General features: G+C 63.6%; 21 protein-coding genes. 10 read left to right on the forward strand and 11 right to left on the reverse strand.

Annotated features, from left to right (window positions below):
- Window positions 1-95: 95 nt before the first annotated feature.
- Window positions 96-1,187 (forward strand): calcium-binding protein, encoded by a 1,092-nt coding sequence (locus A3ES_RS51730; RefSeq protein ID WP_020390848.1) that lies wholly within the window; start codon window positions 96-98, stop codon window positions 1,185-1,187.
- Between the two features lie 153 nt (window positions 1,188-1,340).
- Window positions 1,341-1,838 (forward strand): hypothetical protein, encoded by a 498-nt coding sequence (locus A3ES_RS54455; protein WP_157630854.1) that lies wholly within the window; start codon window positions 1,341-1,343, stop codon window positions 1,836-1,838.
- Here the strand turns inward: A3ES_RS54455 and A3ES_RS0131575 are convergent.
- A complete protein-coding gene (locus A3ES_RS0131575; RefSeq protein ID WP_020390850.1) occupies window positions 1,827-2,234 on the reverse strand; it encodes a DoxX family protein in 408 nt (135 codons plus the stop codon). The genes A3ES_RS54455 and A3ES_RS0131575 overlap by 12 nt on opposite strands.
- Before the next feature lie 956 nt (window positions 2,235-3,190).
- On the opposite strand from A3ES_RS0131575, the gene A3ES_RS49095 reads away from it, so the two are divergent.
- Window positions 3,191-4,006, forward strand: coding sequence for an alpha/beta hydrolase (locus tag A3ES_RS49095; RefSeq protein WP_020390851.1), 816 nt, complete (start codon window positions 3,191-3,193; stop codon window positions 4,004-4,006).
- Window positions 4,003-4,458 (forward strand): hypothetical protein, encoded by a 456-nt coding sequence (locus tag A3ES_RS0131585; protein WP_020390852.1) that lies wholly within the window; start codon window positions 4,003-4,005, stop codon window positions 4,456-4,458. Before A3ES_RS49095 ends, A3ES_RS0131585 begins: the two co-directional genes overlap by 4 nt.
- Before the next feature lie 40 nt (window positions 4,459-4,498).
- Here A3ES_RS0131585 and A3ES_RS0131590 read toward each other — a convergent pair whose 3' ends face one another.
- Window positions 4,499-6,025, reverse strand: a complete 1,527-nt coding sequence (locus A3ES_RS0131590; RefSeq protein WP_169501822.1) for a calcium-binding protein — start codon at window positions 6,023-6,025, stop codon at window positions 4,499-4,501.
- 211 nt (window positions 6,026-6,236) lie between these two features.
- Here A3ES_RS0131590 and A3ES_RS49100 point away from each other — a divergent pair, with 211 nt between their 5' ends.
- From A3ES_RS49100 to A3ES_RS54460, 4 genes are all read left to right on the forward strand, one after another.
- The gene (locus A3ES_RS49100; RefSeq protein ID WP_083933834.1) at window positions 6,237-7,337 is read left to right on the forward strand and encodes a calcium-binding protein; all 1,101 of its coding nucleotides are present in this window, start codon (window positions 6,237-6,239) and stop codon (window positions 7,335-7,337) included.
- Between the two features lie 145 nt (window positions 7,338-7,482).
- Window positions 7,483-8,346 carry an SDR family NAD(P)-dependent oxidoreductase gene (locus A3ES_RS0131600; protein WP_237745111.1) on the forward strand — a complete coding sequence of 288 codons (864 nt, stop codon included), beginning with the start codon at window positions 7,483-7,485 and terminating at the stop codon, window positions 8,344-8,346.
- Window positions 8,347-8,365: 19 nt separating this feature from the next.
- Complete coding sequence (locus A3ES_RS0131605; protein ID WP_020390856.1) at window positions 8,366-8,749, forward strand: RidA family protein; 384 nt, start codon at window positions 8,366-8,368, stop codon at window positions 8,747-8,749.
- A gap of 998 nt (window positions 8,750-9,747) precedes the next feature.
- Entirely contained in the window at window positions 9,748-10,533 is a 786-nt protein-coding gene (locus A3ES_RS54460; protein ID WP_237745115.1) for an alpha/beta hydrolase family protein, read from the forward strand.
- A gap of 18 nt (window positions 10,534-10,551) precedes the next feature.
- Here the strand turns inward: A3ES_RS54460 and A3ES_RS0131615 are convergent, their stop codons facing one another.
- Window positions 10,552-11,460: a LysR family transcriptional regulator gene (locus A3ES_RS0131615; protein WP_020390858.1), complete on the reverse strand. Its 909-nt coding sequence runs from the start codon at window positions 11,458-11,460 to the stop codon at window positions 10,552-10,554.
- A gap of 100 nt (window positions 11,461-11,560) precedes the next feature.
- On the opposite strand from A3ES_RS0131615, the gene cnbZ reads away from it, so the two are divergent.
- Both cnbZ and A3ES_RS49105 read left to right on the forward strand, forming a co-directional pair.
- Complete coding sequence (gene cnbZ, locus A3ES_RS0131620) at window positions 11,561-12,316, forward strand: 2-amino-5-chloromuconate deaminase CnbZ (RefSeq protein ID WP_020390859.1); 756 nt, start codon at window positions 11,561-11,563, stop codon at window positions 12,314-12,316.
- A gap of 54 nt (window positions 12,317-12,370) precedes the next feature.
- Entirely contained in the window at window positions 12,371-12,997 is a 627-nt protein-coding gene (locus A3ES_RS49105) for an NADPH-dependent FMN reductase (RefSeq protein ID WP_020390860.1), read from the forward strand.
- Here the strand turns inward: A3ES_RS49105 and A3ES_RS52970 are convergent.
- The 8 genes from A3ES_RS52970 to A3ES_RS52980 all read right to left on the reverse strand — a co-directional run.
- Window positions 12,933-13,988: a tetratricopeptide repeat protein gene (locus tag A3ES_RS52970; RefSeq protein WP_169501823.1), complete on the reverse strand. Its 1,056-nt coding sequence runs from the start codon at window positions 13,986-13,988 to the stop codon at window positions 12,933-12,935. The two genes, A3ES_RS49105 and A3ES_RS52970, sit on opposite strands and share 65 nt — an antisense overlap.
- Window positions 13,989-15,806: 1,818 nt before the next feature.
- Window positions 15,807-15,965: a hypothetical protein gene (locus tag A3ES_RS55175; protein WP_169501820.1), complete on the reverse strand. Its 159-nt coding sequence runs from the start codon at window positions 15,963-15,965 to the stop codon at window positions 15,807-15,809.
- A 157-nt stretch (window positions 15,966-16,122) separates the two neighbouring features.
- A complete protein-coding gene (locus A3ES_RS55660; RefSeq protein WP_051084857.1) occupies window positions 16,123-16,323 on the reverse strand; it encodes a ZIP family metal transporter in 201 nt (66 codons plus the stop codon).
- A 46-nt stretch (window positions 16,324-16,369) separates the two neighbouring features.
- A complete protein-coding gene (locus tag A3ES_RS55665; protein WP_051084858.1) occupies window positions 16,370-16,927 on the reverse strand; it encodes a hypothetical protein in 558 nt (185 codons plus the stop codon).
- Window positions 16,928-17,069: 142 nt separating this feature from the next.
- Entirely contained in the window at window positions 17,070-17,534 is a 465-nt protein-coding gene (locus tag A3ES_RS55670) for a multicopper oxidase domain-containing protein (RefSeq protein ID WP_202806640.1), read from the reverse strand.
- Window positions 17,441-18,091, reverse strand: a complete 651-nt coding sequence (locus A3ES_RS55675; RefSeq protein WP_202806641.1) for a multicopper oxidase domain-containing protein — start codon at window positions 18,089-18,091, stop codon at window positions 17,441-17,443. The genes A3ES_RS55670 and A3ES_RS55675 overlap by 94 nt, the downstream gene beginning before the upstream one ends.
- Window positions 18,091-18,816 (reverse strand): metal-dependent transcriptional regulator, encoded by a 726-nt coding sequence (locus A3ES_RS0131645; protein ID WP_337587776.1) that lies wholly within the window; start codon window positions 18,814-18,816, stop codon window positions 18,091-18,093. The genes A3ES_RS55675 and A3ES_RS0131645 overlap by 1 nt, the downstream gene beginning before the upstream one ends.
- Window positions 18,817-19,666: 850 nt before the next feature.
- Window positions 19,667-21,260: FG-GAP repeat domain-containing protein (locus tag A3ES_RS52980; protein WP_237745113.1), on the reverse strand; the 1,594-nt coding region annotated here is incomplete at its 5' end.

Raw genomic sequence — 21,260 nt, forward strand, 5'->3', positions numbered from 1 at the left:
TGACGCCAGCCACATTCGCTGCGGTCGGAGGTTTGGGCGGAGCCGCTTACGCCGTGACAAGCGTCGAGGCCAACCCAAACCTCGGAGAGCTAACAGTGAAAGCCCAGGCTGGCCGGGTAAACAACATCTCGGTCACGCAGAAGGAGGACCGGCTGATTGTTCACGACACCCGCGACACAGTGGCGGCTTCGCCGACCTGTACCACAATCGATGCACAAACCGTGGCCTGCCCGTCACGAGGCATCTTCCACGTCATCATCGACGCCGGCGATCTGAACGACCAGGTCACCTTCGACGCGGCCGATGAGTTCGAGGCGCTGACTGGCACGCTGCTTGGTGGTCCGGGCGACGATGTCCTCGCTCTCGGACCAAGTGCGACTACCGGGCACCTGTTCGGTGGCCAGGGCAACGATCTACTGAAGGGCGGGAAGTCGAATGACTTCCTCGACGGTGGCGAAGGCGCGGACGAGTTCTCCGGAGGCGGAGGCACAGACTTCGCCGACTACAGCAACCGGGATGCACCGGTCGTTGTGAAAATCGACGACACCGCAAACGACGGCAAGTCCGGCGAAGGTGACAACGTGCACACCGACGTGGAGAACGTGATCGGCGGTTTGTCCGACGACGTACTGGTGGGAAGCCGCAGCAACAACAACCTGAATGGTGGACCTGGGCGCGACCAGCTGTTCGGCGAACTCGGTGACGACGCACTGACCGGCGGACTCGGCGACGATTCCCTCAACGGCGGCCCGGGTAGTGACGACCTGTTCGGGGCGGAGGGCGACGACTCTCTCGAGGGCGGGAGCGGTACGGACTCCGACTTCTTCGAGGGTGGCGATGGAGCCGACACGGTCTCGTACTCCAATCGGCCCGATGACATCGTTGCCGACAACAACGGACAGTTCGACGACGGCGGCAATGCCGGAAACGAAAGGGACAACGTCCGCCCAACTGTGGAATCAATCCGCGGCGGCGCCGGCAACGACAAACTGAGCATCACCGCACCCGGCAGTGCCCTGGTGCGCAACGTGCTCAGCGGCGACCGGGGCAACGACCGCCTCGTCGTCCGCGACGGCGGACCACGCGACATCGCCGAGGGCGGCCCAGGTACGAACAGCTGCGTCATCGACCCTGATGACAAGGCAACTGACTGCCAGCTGGGAGGCACCGCTCTACGTCATCCGTAACTCCAGCCTCAACACCTAACGCTGGCCGGTCCTGAGCCTAAAGCCCAGGACCGGCCAGTAACCTTCCCTATTCTCACGGGGGAACCATGTTCAGACGCTCGCTCCGAATCTCCGCCTGGTCGCATGGCAAGGCGTTGGCATTCAGGAGATGCGTTGAGTAACGTCATCCGCCCCCGGCCGGCAATCAACGTCTACGCCGCCGGTGGGTTGGTATTCGTTGCTCTAGGCACAGTAGAGGCCGTCACAGCCGTCCTCCTGCCTGAGGTCGCCACCTGGATCCGCTACCACGCACTCAGCTTCATCGCCATCGGCGCCCTGTGGACGATACTCGCGGCCCGAGTGGGAAGTCTCAGCGAGCCTCGCCATCTCCTCGGTGCCGGACAGCAGGCAGTCGCACGCATCGTCGACGTTCGATGGTCGCGTGCGCGCACCAGACTCCGCGGCGTTGTCACCCATCGACTCTGCAGGCTCGAGCTGGAGATCTATTGCCCAGGACAACCGCTCTATCGGATCCGGGTCTACCGCAATCTGCCCGCGACCCTCTATCGCCAAGACCTACGCGGTCATGCTCTCGATGCGCGGGTAGTCCCGGACGAGCCGCGACAGGTCGCATTGAACTGGAGTGCCGTTATCGAAGCCTTACGTTCCTGACTGCTTGGCAGACCAGAACAACGTGTCGACGGACCAGCGGGTGGGACCTGCGACGGCGATCAGGAAGAAGGTCCAGCAGAACAAGGCTGCCAGCTCGCCCCCGTTCGCAGTCGGGACGAGAGCATCCGGCTGATGGACCACGAAGTAGGCGTATGCCATGGAGCCTGAGCAGACCAGCGCCGCTCCGCGCGTGCCCAGCCCGACGGCCACCAGCACGCCGCCCACGAACTGGATCAGCGCTGCCCACCACCCTGGCCACAAACCGACTTCCACTGCTGCCCCGGTACCACGAACTCCACCGAGCACACCGGTCAGTGACGTCAAGCCATGCAGGGCAAACAGAACACCCACAACCACCCTGAACACAGCAAACACCGGCTCACGAAGCTGACTCACGAATAGACCTCCTAGAGACGAAAGTTGGCTGGCCAAAAGGCCTGAGGCCAAGGCCTAACCGCCTGGCCACGGGGGTGGAGGCGGCGGATTATTGATGACACCGAAGGCACAGCGGCGGCTCGGCTCCTCGGCTATGCAGCCTTCAAGAACACCGATCCACACGACCCCGCAGAGCACAGCAACGACCAACCCGACCTTTCGACCCGAGCGAGTGCCGGCAGAATTCACTTGTCGTCCTTCCAAATTCGAACTGCTTAACTACCCGGTTGGTCCGGGTCCTGGAGGTGGCGGGCCCGGCACCCAACCCTGGGCTTCCGAAACGATCGACGCCGCGACCACCCAACTGTCGAACACGCCAAACCACGTACCCACGCACCACAACCCCGACAACATCCCCGCGAGGCATGTAGACCAACTAATGCGGCAACGCATGATTCCCCTTTCGTCAACGAGCTGACATCCGACAGAGGACCCTTCTCAGGCTCAGGCGACCAGCTCGCTGAGGAACAACGGCTGTCAACCCCCAGGCCAAGGGGGCGGGGGCGGCGGATTCGTCAAGCCACCAATGGCGATTGAGCTCTCTGGCTCACCAGCGTGCTCGCCATCAGCCGGATGGATCGCGGTACTTGCCCACAGGATTGCCATCAGGAAGCCAGCGAACCCAATCAACCAGCTCGGGCGACTGTCACACCTCAACATCTGTCCTCCTCGCAGTGTTGGGAGTCTGTCGCAGCGAGATGGGCAATCACTGGGAGGAAAGCTGCCCCCGTCTACAGTCAGGGAACACTCACTCCAGCGGAAGGTTGTTGGGGTGAACTGGTTGCATGCCAAAGAAGGACAATTCAAGGGTTCAACGGGCCGTTCGCCTGGGTGGAACGCTCCTGGAGCGCACGGCGCCCCGGCTCGCTGCCAAGCTTGCCGAACAGATCTTCTTCCGCCTGCCACGGCGAGCGCCAATGCACCGGCGCCAAATCCCGCTGGAGTTCCCGCTTGGCGAGTCCTTCGCTGTCTCGCATGACGGCCTGCAGGTCCGCGGGATCGCCTGGGGCACAGGCCCAGCGATCTATCTCGTCCACGGCTGGGGCGGCTGGAGAACACAGCTGGCCGCGTACGCGCTCCCACTCGTCAAGGCCGGCTTCCGCGTCGTTGCGTACGACGCCCTGAGCCATGGTGACTCCGATGCCGGCCGCAGCGGCCCTCAGAGTTCCGATCCGTTGGAGGCCGCCGGATCACTCCACGAAGTCGTAGCTCGGTTCGGAGCGCCCCACGCGATCGTCGCCCACTCAATGGGCGCGATTGTCGTAGCCAGCGCCATCCGCAACGGCCTACCTACCCCACGCCGCCTCGTCTTCATCGCCGCAGCCAACACCTACAACCCCAGCCTCGACCTACTCACGGACCTCACCGGCATCGGTCCTAGAACCCGGCGCCACCTCCTCCGCCGAATCCACCAGCGCCTCGGCCTCCCCTTCCGGTACTTCGACGTCGCCGGCATCTTCTCCGACCTCCTCGCCGAGCGCGGGACACTGCCTCATCTGCTTTGCCTCCACGACATCAACGACCCGGAGATGCCCTACACCGGCTCGGTCACCATCGCTGAAGGCTGGCCCAACGCCCAGCTACACCCCACCAAGGGTCTAGGCCACCGCGACATCCTGCGCGACCCCGACGCCATCCAGATGGCCACCACCTTCCTGACCCAAGACTCCACCGTCCAGATCCGCCAGCCGCACAGCGGACCCGGCCACACCAGGCAGGAGGGCACTCCATGAACGCGAATGGACCAGCCTCGGTGACCTTCACGATCGCTGGCGGCCTTGTGATCGAGGACCTGAGGATCGAGGACGAACTCTTCGCCGCTGTCCGGAGCCTGTGCTTCGAGGCGGTCGAAGTACTCGCAACTCCAGGCACCTCCTATACCTATCGCTACCTCCGGTCTGCAGCACACCTGACGCTCGAGGCCTCGCGGGACGGCACCCTACTGTCGATCACCGGTGACGAGATCGACTCCATCACCTTGTCCCGACCCGAGCTCCTGGTCGCGCTGTATGCCTGTGGACTGCGCTACATCGGGATGCTCGAGGCCGGTCGAGCAGACGGTCAGCCTGTCTCCGCCGAGCTGTCCCAGCTCCGTCCATATTTGCAGAGGGCCCGGGCGGCTCTCACCGCTCCGGACCCTGTCTGCGGCGCACGACCTGTCGGGCAGTTGCCCGACAGGTCTTAGGCAGCCTCAGGCAATTCGCCCACCTAGGCCACAGATGGGGTCACGGGCAGCTGTTCCGTGACTCGGCGCTGCAGCTGTCTTTGCCAGCAGCGCCGTAGGCCTGGTCCAGGCCGCCGTCGCCGATCAGGACATCGTCGCCCAGCAGCCCATACAAGCGGTCGTTACCGCCGAACCCGCGCAGAGTGTTCCGCAGACCATTGCCAACGAGCATGTCGTTGAAGTTCGATCCATACACGTTTTCGATGTCAACTCGGATGTTGTCGCCTTCGCCGGGTCGACCGTCGTTGGCCTTCCCATCGAGTGATACACCCACCGGTCCCGAGTGAGCGAGGTAGGTGGCGAGGTCTAGTCCGGCTCCACCGATCAGAGTGTCGCTGCCAGGGCCACCTTCTAGTACGTCGTTGCCACCGAGCGCGCCGATCGCGTCATTGCCGCCAAGACCTCTCAGCACGTTGTTGCCGTCAGTGCCGATCAGTACGTCGTTCCCGAGGCCCCCGATCGCGTTCTCCACATCCGCACGGATGTTGTCGCCCTCCCCCGACTCACCATCGTTGGCGAGGTTGTCCAGCTGAACTCGCACACCCAGGGTGCGGCTGGCGTAAGAGATCGTGTCGACACCGGGACCGCCCGCGACGACATCGCGCCCGTTCGCACCTCCGACGACGAGCAAAGGCAAGCTTAGGCTTTCCAGGATCAGGTCATTGCCGACGCCACCATTGATGAGGTCGTTGCCTTCTCCGCCCATAAGCACGTTGCCTGCCGCACTTCCGACCAAGGTATCAGCCGCCAACGTACCGATGAGGTTCTCGATGTCCGGCCGCACGTTGTCGGCCTCTCCGGGCTTTCCGTCGTTCGGCCTGTCGTCCAGGCTGATGCTGACGCCCTGGCCTTCATTCTCATAAGTGATCGTGTCGATGCCTGCGCCTCCAGCGTAAACATCCCTGCCAGGACTGGCCATGAACCGGTTGGCCGCAGCGCTGCCTATGATGACGTCGTCGCCAGGGCCATCCACGACGTTCTCGACATCCGTGCGAATGTCATCACCTTCCCCAGCAATACCGTCGTTGGCCTTGTTGTCCAGCGACACCGTCACGTTTGCCCGATGATTGCGGTAAGAAACGGTGTCAACCCCAAGGCCGCCGACGACCACGTCTGCCCCACCGCGCGGATCCGCGAAGTCATTGCCGGATCCGAGGTCGAGTAGATCCTGGCCATCGCTACCGGTGGCCAGGTCGTTCCCCGCGCCCATTCTGAGCTCACTTGGTACGAAGCTGCCGTTGTCGACCCCATCATTGCCGTCGCCGGCATCAACCACGACCTTCTCCGCCTGCGGGAGGTGGCAGGTGACGGAGTGAGCATCGCGGAGCGTACAACCAATGCCTGGCGCAACACCAACGGTGTCGGTGACGGTGAACATCCCGGCAGCAAAGCTGACCGCGATGTTGTTGTCCTGACCGGCCTGTGCCTGAACGTGCAACGCGCTGGTCGTGGGCTCGAACCGGACCAGTGTCGATGCTGCCGCGCTCGCCGGCGTCGCTCCCATCAACAGGCCGGCCGAGGCCAACATCGTCGTCGCTGCCGCCCCGGACAAAAGTCTGCGGCGGACCCCATGACCCATCTTCATTTCGAGGTTCTCCTTCGTCTTCGATCAACGATCGTCGGAAGAAGGGGATGGCCTGGGGCTTCGGGTGGAATGAGGGATGCCTTCGTGGCTCAGCTGACAGCATGGGCTGAGGGATCCCCAGCGATTGCCCAGTGGGAGCTGCCAGTTTCGGCCCATGGCCATGACAAGGAATGCTCTGAGGTTGAAGGTTTCTACGGCGGTCGCCGGAGTACTAATCGCGCTGGCGGTCCAGTCGCCTGCGATTGCAGCGCCGACGCCCATCAAAGTAGCGCTTGAGGATGGTCTATTGCAGGTTCTCGGTGGACCGCAGGACGACCATCCGACGATCTACGTGACGGGATTCCCGGCTGATCGGCCGCCGAGGATCGTCGTGGAGGAGCTCGGGCGAGACTTCGTGGCGAGCGGGCTCTGCGTAACAGTAGGCACCAGCAGTCGTGTTGAGTGTCCGCTGAAGGCTGTCAGCAAGGTGGTTGTCGAGACAGGTGATGGCAACGACTCGATCAGCCACCGCACCGATTTCCCAGCTACGCTGCTGGCCGGTTCGGGTTCCGATACTGTCTACGCGAGCGCTGCACCCGAGAGGATCGACCTCGGGCCAGGCGACGACGTCACACAATTGCTGGGTGGTACCGACGACGTTGTCGGGGGTCCTGGGGTAGATCGAGTGACCTACGGATCATCTGCTGACCTGAAGGTTTCCCTCGATGACATTGCGAATGACGGAGCGGCGGGCGAGAACAGCAACGTCCACAGCGATATCGAGAACCTGACCGGTGGCCACGGCAACGACCTGCTGGTCGGCACTGCCGGGCCTAACCGGATTGACGGCGATCACGGGAATGACAAGCTGGTACTGATGGGCGGTGACGACATCGCCAGCGGTGGCGGCGGCTCCGACGTGATCTCGGGTGGACCCGGCATCGACACCGTCCATTATCTGGGGCGGTACACCCCGTTGAGCATCAGTATCGACAACATCGACAACGACGGCGTGCCCGGCGAGAAAGATGATGTCCGCACGGACATCGAGAACGTGATCGGGGGCGTCGGGAACGACGTACTGATCGGCAGCGACAGCCCGAACGACCTCGATGGCTCAAATGGCGACGACCGCATCGAGGGAGGCGCGGGCGACGACGTCCTCCGTGGCGGTGCGGGCAACGACACCCTGACCGGCGACACCGGCTTCGATACAGCCTTCGGCGGCGCGGGCACTGACACCTGCCGGACTGAGAAGCAGTTCGACTGTCCGTGAACAACACCTGACCGATGACCGGCGGTGGTCCGAGGCTTCTCGGGCCACCGCCGGTCCTCTGTCTCCGAGCGTTCCAATTCCGCGCACGGACCATTCGAGAGTTGGGCCTGTCGGCTCTGCTCGCAGTCATGCCACGGTAGTTGTTGTGGAGTTGGCACCGGAGACCGATGAAGAGATATGCATGGTGGGTTCAACCGTTCTCATCACGGGAGCTACGGATGGGCTGGGGCATGCCTTGGCTTTGAGCCTCGCGAAACGAGGTGCCAAGCTCGCCGTACACGGCCGATGCGACCGAAAGCTTGAGAAGCTCATCAGTCGTCTGCGTACGGCGGGCGCGGTGGACATCACGGCATTCCGCGCTGATCTCGCCGATCTCACCCAAGTACGAGCGTTCAGCGCTCAGGTTCTCGAGCGGCTCCCTCGATTGGATGTCCTGGTCAACAACGCCGGCGTAGGTTTCGCCGCGCCCGAAGGCGAGCACCGGATCGAGACGACAGATGGACTCGAGCTACGCCTAGCGGTTAACTACGTGGCTGGCGTCGAGCTCTCCCTCGGGGTACTCCCGTTGCTTCGCCAAACCGGCGGGGCACGCATCGTGAATGTCGCGTCCAAAGGGCAGCATCCCCTTGAATTCGAGGACCTCCAGTTCCGTCGCGGGTACAACAGCCTGACTGCCTACCGCCGGAGCAAGCTCGCTCAAATCATGGGCGGCTTCGCCCTGGCATCACGGGTGGCGCCGGATCAGGTCACCGTGAACAGCCTTCACCCGGCCACCTACATGCCTACCAAGATGGTTCTTCAGGGTCGTGGTGAGGCGGTGGACAAGATTGAGACCGGAGTACGAGCGGTTGAGCACCTCGTACTGGATCCAGCTCTCGCGCACCAAACCGGTACCTACTTCGACGGACTGAGTCCAGCACTTGCGCACCCCCAGGCCTACGAGCATCAGGCACAACAAAGGCTGTGGGAGTGGACCTGTGGCCTTCTGGGACGCAGCACCGATCTCTAGCCAGCCGAGAAGGAGAACCATGAAACACCACATCCGTCCGTCGGGACTGCCCCCGGTCAACGGCTTCAGCCACTGTGTCGTGGCCCAGGGCAACATTGTCCACGTCTCCGGCCAGGTGCCGCTCGATGCCGACGGCAATCTCGTCGGTGAAGGAGACGCGAAGGCCCAGGCGGAGCAAGTCTTCAACAACCTGACCGCGGCGCTGCAGGCGGGGGGCGCATGTCTCAGCGACGTCGTGAAGATGACCTATTTCCTGACTGACATGCGCCACCTCCACGATCTGCGAGAGGTACGAGACAAATACATCAGTGCTGACGCGCCGCCGGCAAGCTCACTCGTCCAGGTCAGCGCACTTGTCAACCCAGCCTTCCTCATCGAGGTAGACGCGGTTGCAGTGGTGTGAGCGCGTCGCTGAAACCCTACCCCCTTCCAAGCAATCTGGCGGGCGTCGCCCTGACCAAAGGCGGACAGACCGCCTGGTGGGGGTGCGCCGACCTCGCCGGCGGTGGGAGGACGACCGTCGTTTGCGCACAGCGTGGCAAGACTCCAGCGAGCGTGCTGCCGGTAGAGCTGGACGCGACAACCTTCGTGCACGGATACCCAGGGCAGGGCTGGACTGTCACCTCGGAGGGTCTTGTTTCCTTCAATGCCCGCGATGGTCGACTACACATCATCTCGGGTGGGACATCCAGGCCGCTCACGCCGGCGTTGGGAGGCGGAGTGCAATATGCGGACCTTCATGTCGTCCCGGGAACAAACATGGTTGTGGCTGTTCGGGAGTCCTTGACAGCACCAGAGCATTCGATCATCGCGGCTGATCTCTCCGGAAGCGGCGGGTCTGTACCACTGTTCACCAGTTCTGGGTTCCTCGGGGCTCTGACAGTCTCGCCGAGCGGCCGTGACCTTGCCTGGCTGAGCTGGGACGCCCCAGATATGCCGTGGGAAGCGGCAACACTCATGGTTGGCCGGTTGGGGCACGGCACACTCATGAATGTCCACGCCGTCGCCGGAGGGCCAGGACGTTCGGCTCAACCGGCAGCGTGGGCTGACGGGCGAGATCTCTTCACTGCTACGGAGGAGAGCGGCCTCTGGACTCTATGCCGGGTGGACGCTTCCGACGGACACATCGTCGCGCGATGGGAAGCCCCACAGGAGTGTGGTCACGCCTACTGGCGGTTGGGGTCGCGCAGTATCGTGCCGTGGCGTGGCGGAGCCGTGGCCTTGGTAGGCGGACAGCCCTGGCTGGCAAACGGCTCAGGCTCGTTTCGTCGCGTCGAGACGAAGTTCGATGCCTGGCAGCCATGGCTTGCTACGGAAGGCGATCATCTGATCGGTGTAGCCGGCCACCATGCCGCGAGGCCGACGGTCGTAGTACAGGACCTGGCGACCGGCAATGAGTGGATGCCGGCTGCGACGCCGTCGCGGACAGTCTCCGGCTTCCCGGTCCCGATCGATGTGAGCGTGAAGGTTGACGGCCGTTCAGTGTGGGCTCGTCTGCAAGAGCCGCGCACACCCCGTGCTGACCCTCCGCCTGCGATTGTCATCGCGCACGGCGGCCCCACGTTGTCCTCCCCCAGGTACCTCGATGACGACTGGTGGTGGCTCGTGGAGGAGGGTTTCGCCGTGGCTATCGTCGACTACACCGGATCGTCAGGGCACGGGCAGAGCTTCCGTGACGAGCTCGCCGGCCAGTGGGGAATCCACGACGTCCGCGACGTCGACGAGGTAGCGCGCCACCTTCAGCACCGATCGCTGGTGTCTGCTGTGTTCATCCGCGGAGTCAGCGCAGGTGGCTGGACTGCACTGCACTCTCTCAGAAGAAGGCAGACACCTTTCGCAGCCGGTACGGCGTACGCGCCCGTGACGGACCTCGACGCTCAGGAGCGGCAGACTCCCCAGTTCGAGCGCGGCTACGTTCGCAGGCTCGTCGGCCAGGCCGACCGCTCTCCCGTGAACGATATGCGCGGAGATATGAATCCGGTCCTGGTGATCCAAGGCGCAGCGGACCCCGTAGTACGCGCACAGACGACAGATCGCTACATCGACAAGCTGGCGGCTGCGGGTGTGCGCCACCGGTATCTGCGACTCGAGGGCGAAGGGCACCTCCTGCGCGGTCAGTCCGCCGTAAACACCGCCCGGCAAGCTGAGCTGGACTTCTACCTGGACATCCTCAACGGCACGATCTGATTCGACTCCGATCGGGGCCTACATCCAGGCGCGAACTAGAGGATCGCCAAGCAGTCCTCGGAGGGCCTTCGCGCTCAGGCGGGTCGCCTCGGTTCGGTGAACTGCCGACGCGACCAGAGAGATCGGAACAGACCGCAGGCGCTTGTCTCGGATGGGCACTACCTGTAGGCCCCGAGCAGCGGCGTCCTCCGGCAGTGCGGCAAGAGTCATGAAGGTTGCCAAGCGGCCAGCGCGAGCGAGCTCCAGCGTCAACCCGAGAGTATTGGCCTCGCTTCGCAGATCCAGCGTGATTCCATGCTCGGCGCAGGCTTGGTCCAATTCTCGCCGAATCCCGAACGTCGTGTCCGGCAAGGCGACTGCCAAACCGTTGACCTCCTCGAGCGTCACGCTCGAACGTGTCGCCAGCGAATGATCCGTTCCGACCACGAGATGAACAGGCACCTGCACTGTCCTGACGAACGAAAGCTCAGGTCCGTGATCCCGCACGGACACAAAGCCGACATCAACTCGCCTCGTCAGGATCCAGTCCACAATTTGGTCGGAGCCGCCCATAGCGGCATCAATGCGGGTCGCTGGTGAGACACGTTGGATGCGCCGGACTGCAGCCGGCAACAGCCGGACCAAGCCTTCAAGCACACCGACACGTACTACCGGAACCGCAGGTTCATCTGAGGGCGACAGTCGACCTCTGAGCTCCTTGGCCCGCGCCCTCTGCTCGGTGAAGAAGGCCAGCACCTCGTCCCCCGCGGGGTTTAGCGCCATCCCAGTGGGCGTCCTCTCGAACAGCCGAGTTCCGATTTCGCGCTCCAGGAGGTGAACCTGCCTGCTCACCGCAGAAGGCGCGATCAGCAAGATCTCCGCTGCGGCCCTGATCGAGCCCGTCTGCGCAACCGCGAGGAAGTAGCGGACCATCGGTGGCTCAAGCATCGGTCTCCATGCGATTCAGGTGAACGCTATGACCTAATCATTCTCATGGATCGTACGCCGTTCACTCGTCACCATGAAAGGACGTCAATAAGGAGGACACATGAGCGTCGTGCAAGACTCCGGCCGGGGGTACCACTTCATCCCCTCAGTACGCCAGTATTCCGCGGGCGTCAGAGCCACCCAGGGCCACGGTCTCCATCGTTGCACCTTCGCCGAACTGACACCGCTCTCCGAAGGTCTATCCAGGGCTGTAGAACAGCTCGCTGGACTTGGACTACCCACACATGCTCTCTGCGCACTCGAACTACGCTCCCCGCGGCCGCAGTCAGAAGGCGCCTTCGACGCCTTCAACAACCTCTACCGCAAACTGCTCGACCAAGCGGGCCTCCTGATCCAAGGAGCCAATCCGATCGCCCGTACAAATGTCTGTCCGGTCGCTCAGGCACCTGACGAGCCGGCACTACATGCATTCGTCTACTCGGCCCCTCAGGAAGATCAAGGCACCGCCGTCGACTTCGTAGTGTCCGGCAGCGCCGAGGCTCCAGAGGCGCGCGGCTCGTACCGGCTGTACGCCGCGGCCCCTGACGACCTCACACCGGACGGAATCGTCATCAAAGCAAACTGGGTCGTGGACGAGATGGAACGCCGACTCGACACCCTCGGAGCCAGCTGGTCCGCATGCTCGGCCGTCGAGGTGTACACAGCTCGCTCAGCACAAGCAGCGCTGCCTGTTCTCGATGAGCGCGTCAGAAGCGGCAGACCTGCGACCTGGCACAACGCCGCCCCACCTGTAGTCGGGCTTGAGTTCGAGATGGACTGTCGCAGGGTCAGCTCCGAGAAGTACCTAGGGGATTGAGAGACCGAGGCTTCTACCCATCGATCTCCCATTGACCACTGAGATTCTCGGCTCATGGTCATCCTCGGCCTCTGTGGGAGCCTGCGACGCGACTCCTACAACCATCGGCTGCTGGCAGCCGCCGCCAGCTTGCCCAACGGGCTGACATTGGAGGTATTCGAGGGCCTGCGCGAGATCCCGCCCTACGATGCGGACGGCAGCGCGCCGGGACAGATGGCGACTCTTCTGAACGCGATTGCCGAGGCAGACGCACTCCTCATCGCCACGTCGGAGTACGACGCATCGCAGCCGAGCCACCTCAAGAATGCCTTGGACTGGGTATCGAGACCGTTCCCCCACAACGCCCTACAGGGCAAGCCGGTCGCAGTAATCGGCGCCTCCACCGGGCTTTTCGGAGCCGCCTGGGCGCAGGCAGACCTGCGAGATGTCCTGAAGACGATCGGTGCCAGAGTGGTGGATGAGGCACTCGCCGTCATTCAGGCTGACAATGCTTTCGCTTCCGACGGCCGTCTGAAAGATCCACGCCTGCAATCGGCCCTAGCGAAACTCATCGATCAGCTCACGAGCGCCGTGAACGGAAGGCCAACACCCACCAGTGCGCCGGCTGTACCGCAGGCTAGTCGTGCGCGGGTGCGGCCTCGTCTTGGCCGGGTGCTGTCGCCATGGCAGTTGCGATCTTGAGGTTCCCACGGATGGTGGCGAGGAGGGGGTGGCCGGGCTCGACGTGTGGGACTAGCAGGTCCAGCGCGCGCTGGTGAAGGGAGATCGCCTCAGCGCGCTGGCAACAACGCCGACGAATCGTGCCTAGAGTTGTGAGAGTGGGCGCGAGCTCAGGATGACGATCCCCCAGCGCGCGCTCCTTACCGTCAAGCGCAAGACGAGCCCGGCTCTCAGCAGTTGCAAGATCGCCACAGTCGAGCGCGATGGTTGCCAGATTGCCGTTGACCACGGCAACCTCATAGTGATCGGCACCGAGCTGGTCGGTGAAGGTCGCACGGCTACTCATCAGCAGTGCTTCAGCTTCTTCGTGGTGGCCGACATCTATCAGCAGGGCCGCGAGCGCACCCTCGTCGGCAGCAACGGCAAGCGGATCCGGAGCTGTCGTCTTGCGAAGACGGAGCCCTTGCCGCGCCCACCTCACGCCCTCGTCTGCCATCCCTCGTGCGTGCGAGAGCCCGCCGAGGTTGTGATAGATCACGGCAGCGAAATTTGCGTCACCAGTCGACTTCGCAGTATCCAGAGCAAGTCGATATAGATGTTCAGCCTCCGCGAAACCACCGCTGTACTTGAGTGTCATGGCCAGGTCGTGCCGCACTGCCGCGGTCTGCGCGGAGTCAGCTCCACACACTTCAACAGCCAACGCCAGAGCCTGCCGATAAGCCAGTTCAGCCTCGCCCCATCGGCCGGCGGATCGCGCAGCCTTTCCCTGGCTGGACAGGTGGCCAACTCTCACTCTGTCATCGGCAGCGGCCTCGGCAGCCTGCGCCCACGTACTCGCGGCGCGGAGCCAGTCGGCCGCGGCGGTGAGCAGCTGTGCTGCCGCCACCAGCGTGTCATACCTCTCCGCGCCGTCCAGAAGCTCAGCCGCTTGAACCGCCAATCCACCAGCTGCACAAGGATCGTCACCAGCCAACGCCGCCGCCCGCTCCAACAGCAAAACTGCTTCATCCACCTCGGACGCAGCCCTCCCTGTCACCAACGGTCCCGCACCGCCGACTCGTTGCGATTCCCGCCGCAACCATTAGGTGGGCAAGGTTCCGGCTCATCCGGCTCTTCATCCATCATTCGTGCCACAGTTGCCGAGTTGCCAGCGGCACCCGTCGCGACCACGGCGCTGGTCAGCGGCAACGCACTCGCAGCAGCAACCGTCAGGGCTGTAACCGCACGACGTCCCCGAACCGACCAGCCATCATCCCGGGCTGCTCGCTTGGTGTGGTTTCCGGTGCACTCGATCTGCGTACAGTTCACTAGTGCCACCGCATCAGACGCGGCAGCCACCTGCAGCGCAGCAGTAGCCGCGACACCTAGCGCGGCAACGCGCATCACCCGAGCCCTCAAGTGACCACTCCTAACGACATCTCGCGACTTTGGGCACGCCGGCAAGATCCATACTCCGCCCCCGATGCGCTACTCATCGCGGGCGCCACGCTCGTTGTGGTTGCCACCGCACCCGTTGGGCGGACACTCTTCTTCATCGTCGGGTGGCTCGCTGGGCCCGTCATCCATCATTCGGGCCGCGGACGCCGGGGCGTTAGAGCTGAGCGTCGCGATCAAGACGCTGGACAGCGGCAACGCGATCGCAGCAGCGGCTGCCAAGGCCGTAACCGCACGACCTCCCCGTACCGACCAGCCATCATCCCGGGCTGCTCGCTCGTTGTGGTTGCCGCCACATTCGAGCTGTGTACAGGTCATTCGTGCCGCTGCATCAGACGCGGCCACCACTGCAGCGCTGCGGTAGCCGCGACACCTGCGCGGCAACGCACATCACCCGAGCCCTCAAGGCAGCAGTCTCAACGACATCTCGCGACCTCTAGGGTACGCCGGGTAGCTCCGCTGACGCCCCTCGTTGTGCTACTCATCGCGCGCAGCACGCTCGTTGTGGTTCCCGCCACACCCGTTGGGCGGACACGGCTCTGGATCCTCAGGTGGATCCACAGGCTCGCGGTCCATCATTCGCGCCGCTGCCACCGCGTCCATCGTGCCGGGCGTCGTTCCCACAGCGCATGCCACTGGCAACGCCATTGCAGCGGCTGCCGCCAGGGCCGCAATTGCACGACGTGCGACCATCGGCCAATCACCATCCCGAACCGCGCGCTCGCTGTAGTTTGTTCCACACTCGGCGATCGTGCAGATCACCCGCGCCGACGCGTCAGCTGCGCCAACCAGCTGCACTGCCGTCGCAACTGCGACAGCGAACGCAGCAACCCGCAGCGGACGAGCCGTCAAGTTACTCCACTGATCCAGCCCAACCTGACCAACAACTTCGGCAGGCTCCTTCGCTGCATAGCTCAACTTAGTCGCGGTCTCTGCCGGTGAGCAGGATGATTTTTGCTGAGCGTTGTTCGAGTTGTTCATCGGTTCCCCCGTTCATGTGGTTCTTCTCAATTCCAGCGTTCGGCACAGACTCTGCCCGCTACCGCTCGGAAAACGATGGGCATGCCGATGCCCAGCTCGGCGATGAGCCGCGCTGGTTGTGGGAACCAGACGCTGTACTCATGCCACAAGTCAGATCTGCTGTATTTGGGGCGGTAAGCAACGAACTAACCGGTTCGGCGGGCGCTCCCCTGTATTGAAGGCTGATCGGCCCGCTTGATCTGGCCATGCGGGCGGCCGATCTCTCGACAGGTCACGGTCGCGACGGCTTCGACGGCCTCGCTCGCAGCGACCAGACTGCTATCCGACGCCTACGATCACCAGAGTGGGATCGTTACGGCCAAGCCGTCGCTGAGTTGGAGCCGTGCTGGTGTTCGCCCTAGGCTCGGACTGTGAACTAGTTGTCGCCGATGTAGACGGTGCCTCTCTCGCGTATCAGCTCCGTGAAGGACAAGCTGGTCGACGCTGCTGTGGCGACGGAAACGCCGCCCGAGAAGACCTCGTAGTAGACGAAACCGTCATGGTTGGAGGGATTCCAGGCGATGCCGTCAGGCATGTCGCCGACAGACAGCAAGCGCAGGTTCGTCGGCTTGGGACGAGCTGGATGATCACCTGGACGATGGCACCTACTCCAACGCCGAACAGCGCCGACGCGAGGGCGGGGTCGTTGACAGAAGCGCCGATCGCCGCGCCGATGATCGCTGGTCCGCCGGCTAGCAGCCCGGGCCGAGGAGCCGGATCAGGGACGGTCGCCGGTGGGCCAGTGCTGCCACGATGGCCAGCCCTTCCGTGGTGTTGTGCAGCGCGAAGCCGACCACCAACGCGGCGCCCAGAGGAAGCTCGCCGACCGCGTAGGCCGACCCGACGGCCGGCCCCTCGCCGAGGTTGTGCAACCCGATGCCGATTGCAATCATCGATGCCAGCCGGGTGCCGTCCGACCCGGCGGCCGGCTGCTTCGACTCACGGCCCTTGAGGTATCGGTCGGCTGCGGTCAGCGCCAGGAAGGACAGGCCGGCGCCGAGGATGACCAGGAGCGGACCGCCGAAAGCGCCGCCGGATACGGGCCGCGAGGTCGAGCCCTTCGATGGTCGCGTCGATGGCGAGGAAGGCGAGGAGCCCGACGGTGACAGCCATCAGCCCGCGGATCACGCGCAGCCGGGCTCTTCGCAGTACAGGTAGGAAGATCATCCCAAGAGCGACCGGGATGACGCCCACGTAGGTATCAAGCAGCGCCATCAGGGCCAGGAGCCGGGTACCCGTGGCGGGTGACTTGACGGCTGCGGGGATCTCGTGCTCGATGACGGCGCCGGTCGAGGTCAGCATCGCGACCGTGAAGGGCTGCCCTTCCGGCCATGGATAGTCCACGTGGACGGTCTCTTCGCCGAGCCGGCCCAACGGCTCGGTTGCGCCGGTGTAGACATCGTTCACTGCGATTTGCGCGACTTGCACCGGATCAGGACCGGTGTTGCGAAGGGTGAGTTCGATGATGCCGGGCGACAGCGTGACCCGCTCGACCACCAGCTCCTCGACCGGGGTCCGGTCCGCTCGGGCAGACTCCGGCCGCCGAGGACGGCGAGTGCGGTCAGGGCGATCGCCATCACGACAACGGCGGCGATCGCGATAACCGCGACCGGTGCACGTCCACGAAGGCCAGGAGCGGTCACTCGGTCACCTCGAAGAAGCCCATCCACCCGAGATCAGCGCACTCGCTCTTGTGCGCGTGAAACAGTACTTGCCCAGATGCGGGAACCTCAACTCGCCAGATCCCGCGCTGACCCTGCGCCTGGACGACAATGTCGGTGTACTCCGACGACTCGAGCCGGGTACCGGTCGGGAAGTAGTCGAAGAGGTTCCCGTGCAGGTGAAAGCTGTTGATCGGGTCGTACTCCAGGATGTTCGCCAGATAGACCCGGACCAGCTGACCGCGCTTCACCCGGACCGGCTCGTGCATGTTGTGGAACGGGATCCCGTTGACCGCGTAGAGCTGGTTGCCCTGAGCATCGAAGGTGGTGTTGTAGCCGTTCATCACCATCACCAACTCGTCCGCCGCCGACCGGGGCTGCGGTGGGTCGATGACGAACACGCCGTACATGCCGCGCGCGATGTGCTCAGCCAGCGGACCCACGTGACAGTGGTAGAGATGAACCCGAACGGCTCCGCGTCGAACTCGTAGACGAACTCGCCGCCAGGTTCGATCACGCCGCGGCCGATCCCCGGTACGCCGTCCATCTCCGCAGGGTGGATGCCGTGGAAGTGCATCGTGTGCGGATGCTCCGATCCGTTGATGAACCGCACCCGCAGCCGATCGCCGGCCTTGCAGTGCAGGGTCGGCCCCGGCACTCTCCCGTTGAACGTCCAGCTGGGGAACCAGACTCCTGGAGCAACCTCGATCTCACGATCGATCGCGGAGATCTCCCACTCCCGCAGAGTCCGGCCGTCGGGCAGCTTCGAGGTCTTGCCGTGGTCGAAACCCCGGAGGATCTCGGTCGGGTTGAATCCGTTCGCCAGATGGTCGACCTGGCCGCCGCGGAAGGTCGGGCCGTTGATACCGCCACCATGCGCGGCGTGGGCGCCATGATCCACCGGCGGCGTCGGATCGGCCTGTGCCGCTCCACCGGAGACCGCGCCGAGGGCCACCCCGGCCCCACCCAGCAGGAAGCCCCTGCGAGCCGCGCCCGACATCAGGCAACCTCACCGTGTACGACGGCAGCGAGCATCGGCGCGAGGGCGTGCCTATTGGCGCCGACCTTCACCCACACCGGTCCGCCGAACGGCTCGCGGTCCATCACCTCGAGTACGGCGCCCGGGGTGATCCCGCGCTCAGCCAGGTACCTCAGCGCCGCGCTGTCGTCATCGGCGACCCGTTCCACCCGGAACCGGCTGCCTGCCGGAACACCACCCAGCGGCGCGGCCCACGACTCCACATGACGACCACTACGCGGCGGAATCGGGTCACCATGCGGATCACGGCTCGGGTGCCCGAGGAACTCGTCGATCCGGTCCTCCAGGCGCTCACTGATCGCATGTTCCAGGATGTCGGCTTCCTCGTGGACCTCGTCCCAGCTCAGCCCCAGCACCTCGACCAGGAAGGTCTCGACCATCCGATGCCGGCGCGTCACTCCCCGCGCGTGCCGCACACCGTGGTCCGTCAGCCTGATCGCATGACTTGCTGAGCGGGTGATCAGTTTGCCGGCCTCGAGCCGCTTCAACATCGCCGAAACCGTCGGCGGCGCGACCCGAAGCCGCTCGGCGAGGCCGGAGGTCGTCACCGACACCTTCCGGCCGACCAGCTTAAAGATCGTCCGCAGACAGTCCTCGACCGCCTCGGTATGAGCGATCTCGCAACAAGCACCTGGACCGGCTGGCGACTCGGGGGGCGATTGGTCCACAATGGCGCCACGTAGCACGGTCCGGGCTCGTGTCGCCCAAAGGCCGAGATTGCACTTCATGCTCCAAACCATCAAGTGCAAGACATGCTCGGCGCGCAGCAGTTGCAAGATCGCCACAGTCGAGTGCAATAGTCGCCAGATTGCCGCTGGCCGCGGCAACCTCATAGGTGATCGGCACCGAGCCAGTCAGTGAAAGTCGCACGGCTGTTCGTCAGCAGGCAACACCAAGTAGGTCCGAGGCAGCAATGGCAGGGGTGCCGCTGGCGGTCGATCACCATCCTGTGTCCGCGTACGACCTCACGTACCGTTCTCAGTACGACCTGACATGTAGGTCGGTCTCCGCGAGTCTTTGCTCGTCTGAGCTACGGAGTCCTGGATGAACGGTCGTCATTTCCGCGCCCTGCAGGTTGCGGGCGCAACCTTGGCCAGTCCGGCATCCACGATGGTGACCCTTCACGGTCCGTCGCTCGGCGTGTTTGTGGCGGTGGTCGTGGATGTCGTGGCCGACCGGGATGTCATGCCAGTGCAACTTCTTGAGCCGGTTGTGCAGGTGCGGCTGGTTCCGTTTGCTGTCAGGACGCAGTGGGCATCCCGGCCTACCAGGTCGATACGGCCCAAAAGCGTTGAGAACATGGGGATTTCGTTCGTCTTGGCGAAGGTCTTCCCAACACCGAGGAGGTCGCCAATCCCAGGCGCGATCTGTGATGATGACTCAGCGGGCATGGCCCCCTGCGGTGATCTGGCCGGCGTAGGAACCAGCAAGATCACCTCACGGGCCATGCCCGCCAGTCATCGACCACCGGCGTGTCGAAAACCCACCGGATGACTCTGCCGCACCCCTGAGGGGGAGGCAGAGTGGTGGTGCCGATCAACTGATGGTGAAGTTGGTCTCTACACCGTTGGTGTCACCTTTCAAAGACGTATCGGACTTGATGCAGGTGCCAGTGATTACGCCGTCAGGATCGTCACAACCAGCCTTCGTATAGTCGATTGCTCTGACCTGGTAAATGTGGTTCGTCGTCGGAGGTGTGAAGACAAAGGCATTGGAGCTGGTGGCCGTGCAGGTGGATCCGGTCCAGCCATGGTTCACCGTCGAGGCCAAGGTGAATGGTGCCCCTGCCGTGGCGTCCCTGGTCCAGAACTTCAGCGGTCTCGGGATGTCTAAGCTGGAGCTCGGCGACCCTGCACAGTTGAAGATTGTTATCCTTTTCACTCCCGGCGGCGGGGGCGGCGGGGGTGGTGGCGGCGGCGCGAACGGATTGTACCAGACGAGATTCATTCCTGTGGTTTGATCGCCGCTAACAAGGAAGGCCTTTTTGCGCGTGTTCCAGAGTGCATATCTGCCGCTGGCTATCGGGCTACCGGCATCCGTTTCGTCCGCCGGAGTGCTCCGATTTCCAATCACGATCCACTCGAAGGACTTGGAGTCAGACAGCCCTAGATCAACGCCGAAGTTCTGATCGTCGTAGGTCAGCCAGCCACGTCCGGCCAAGTGGAGCCCGATCGACTGACCCTTCATGATCGGTGGACCAGTTTCTACGCTAACCGGCCAGTCCACGGTGTTGACTCCCCACGCTGCAGGATCGGCGCCAAACTTCAGGTCCACCCCGAAGTCGCCCTGGTCATACACAACATATGCCGGACCTCCCTCCTCCCGGAAGAAGTTCCCCAGCGACCCGGAGAAGTCGTCGGTGCCAGCGATGCCGCCCCACTGAGCAACGTCATTTGGAACCGACTGCGGGAACCGATCGGGGTCAGGTCGAACCGTGCACTTCACATTGGCGTAACCGACGTCAGTCGCGTTGAACGCGGCAATTCTGTAGCACTGCCCTCCCATGCTCTTGTCGGTATCGACAAAAGAATATCCGCCAATCGCATGACCTATTCGGTTACGAGTAACGACCCGATGAATTTCATGCCAATCACCAAGCTTGTTGCGCTTCTGTACCGCAAAGCCACCTTCATTAATCCAACCATCGGTCCATGTAACCGTCACTGAGTTCGCATCGGCTGCCAGGACAGTCGCGACAGATTGCGTCCTCTGCAGAGGGCCTGTTGCTGGACCTGCCCAGGTCGGGAAATCCGGGACCAGCTTATTAGTGACAGCGAAAGTACCGTCTCCGTTGGAAAATGCGACCGGGACGGAAACGAAGCCCGGACTGCTAGTCAATGCGATGTCGGTTCGGCCGTCAGCGTTGAAGTCGCCACTCACGACCTTCGTTGCAGCCGGAGATGCCCAACCACCGAACTCGCCCACTGGACTGTTGGTGACAGTAAATCTACCGTCGCCGTTCGACAACGCCAGCGGAATCGTCGTCCAGCCCTGACCACCCGTCAACGCGATATCAGTCCGGCCGTCGTTGTTGAAGTCACCATTGATGATCTTCACGCCTGGGACCGCGGACAAGCCCGGGAAATTGCTCGCCGGATTATTGGTGATGGTGAACGTCCCATCCCCCTTC

It is taken from the genome of Kribbella catacumbae DSM 19601, from assembly GCF_000372465.1.
GTDB lineage: Bacteria > Actinomycetota > Actinomycetes > Propionibacteriales > Kribbellaceae > Kribbella > Kribbella catacumbae.

Coding starts and splice junctions, on each gene's coding strand:
- A3ES_RS54460 (WP_237745115.1), top strand. CDS start 9,748: ATGCCGGCTGCGACGCCGTCGCGGACAGTCTCCGGCTTCCCGGTCCCG.
- A3ES_RS49095 (WP_020390851.1), top strand. CDS start 3,191: ATGCACCGGCGCCAAATCCCGCTGGAGTTCCCGCTTGGCGAGTCCTTC.
- A3ES_RS0131590 (WP_169501822.1), bottom strand. CDS start 6,025: ATGTTGGCCTCGGCCGGCCTGTTGATGGGAGCGACGCCGGCGAGCGCG.
- A3ES_RS55175 (WP_169501820.1), bottom strand. CDS start 15,965: ATGCCTGACGGCATCGCCTGGAATCCCTCCAACCATGACGGTTTCGTC.
- cnbZ (WP_020390859.1), top strand. CDS start 11,561: ATGAGCGTCGTGCAAGACTCCGGCCGGGGGTACCACTTCATCCCCTCA.
- A3ES_RS0131615 (WP_020390858.1), bottom strand. CDS start 11,460: ATGCTTGAGCCACCGATGGTCCGCTACTTCCTCGCGGTTGCGCAGACG.
- A3ES_RS49100 (WP_083933834.1), top strand. CDS start 6,237: ATGGCCATGACAAGGAATGCTCTGAGGTTGAAGGTTTCTACGGCGGTC.
- A3ES_RS55660 (WP_051084857.1), bottom strand. CDS start 16,323: ATGATTGCAATCGGCATCGGGTTGCACAACCTCGGCGAGGGGCCGGCC.
- A3ES_RS49105 (WP_020390860.1), top strand. CDS start 12,371: ATGGTCATCCTCGGCCTCTGTGGGAGCCTGCGACGCGACTCCTACAAC.
- A3ES_RS0131605 (WP_020390856.1), top strand. CDS start 8,366: ATGAAACACCACATCCGTCCGTCGGGACTGCCCCCGGTCAACGGCTTC.
- A3ES_RS0131585 (WP_020390852.1), top strand. CDS start 4,003: ATGAACGCGAATGGACCAGCCTCGGTGACCTTCACGATCGCTGGCGGC.
- A3ES_RS55675 (WP_202806641.1), bottom strand. CDS start 18,091: ATGTCGGGCGCGGCTCGCAGGGGCTTCCTGCTGGGTGGGGCCGGGGTG.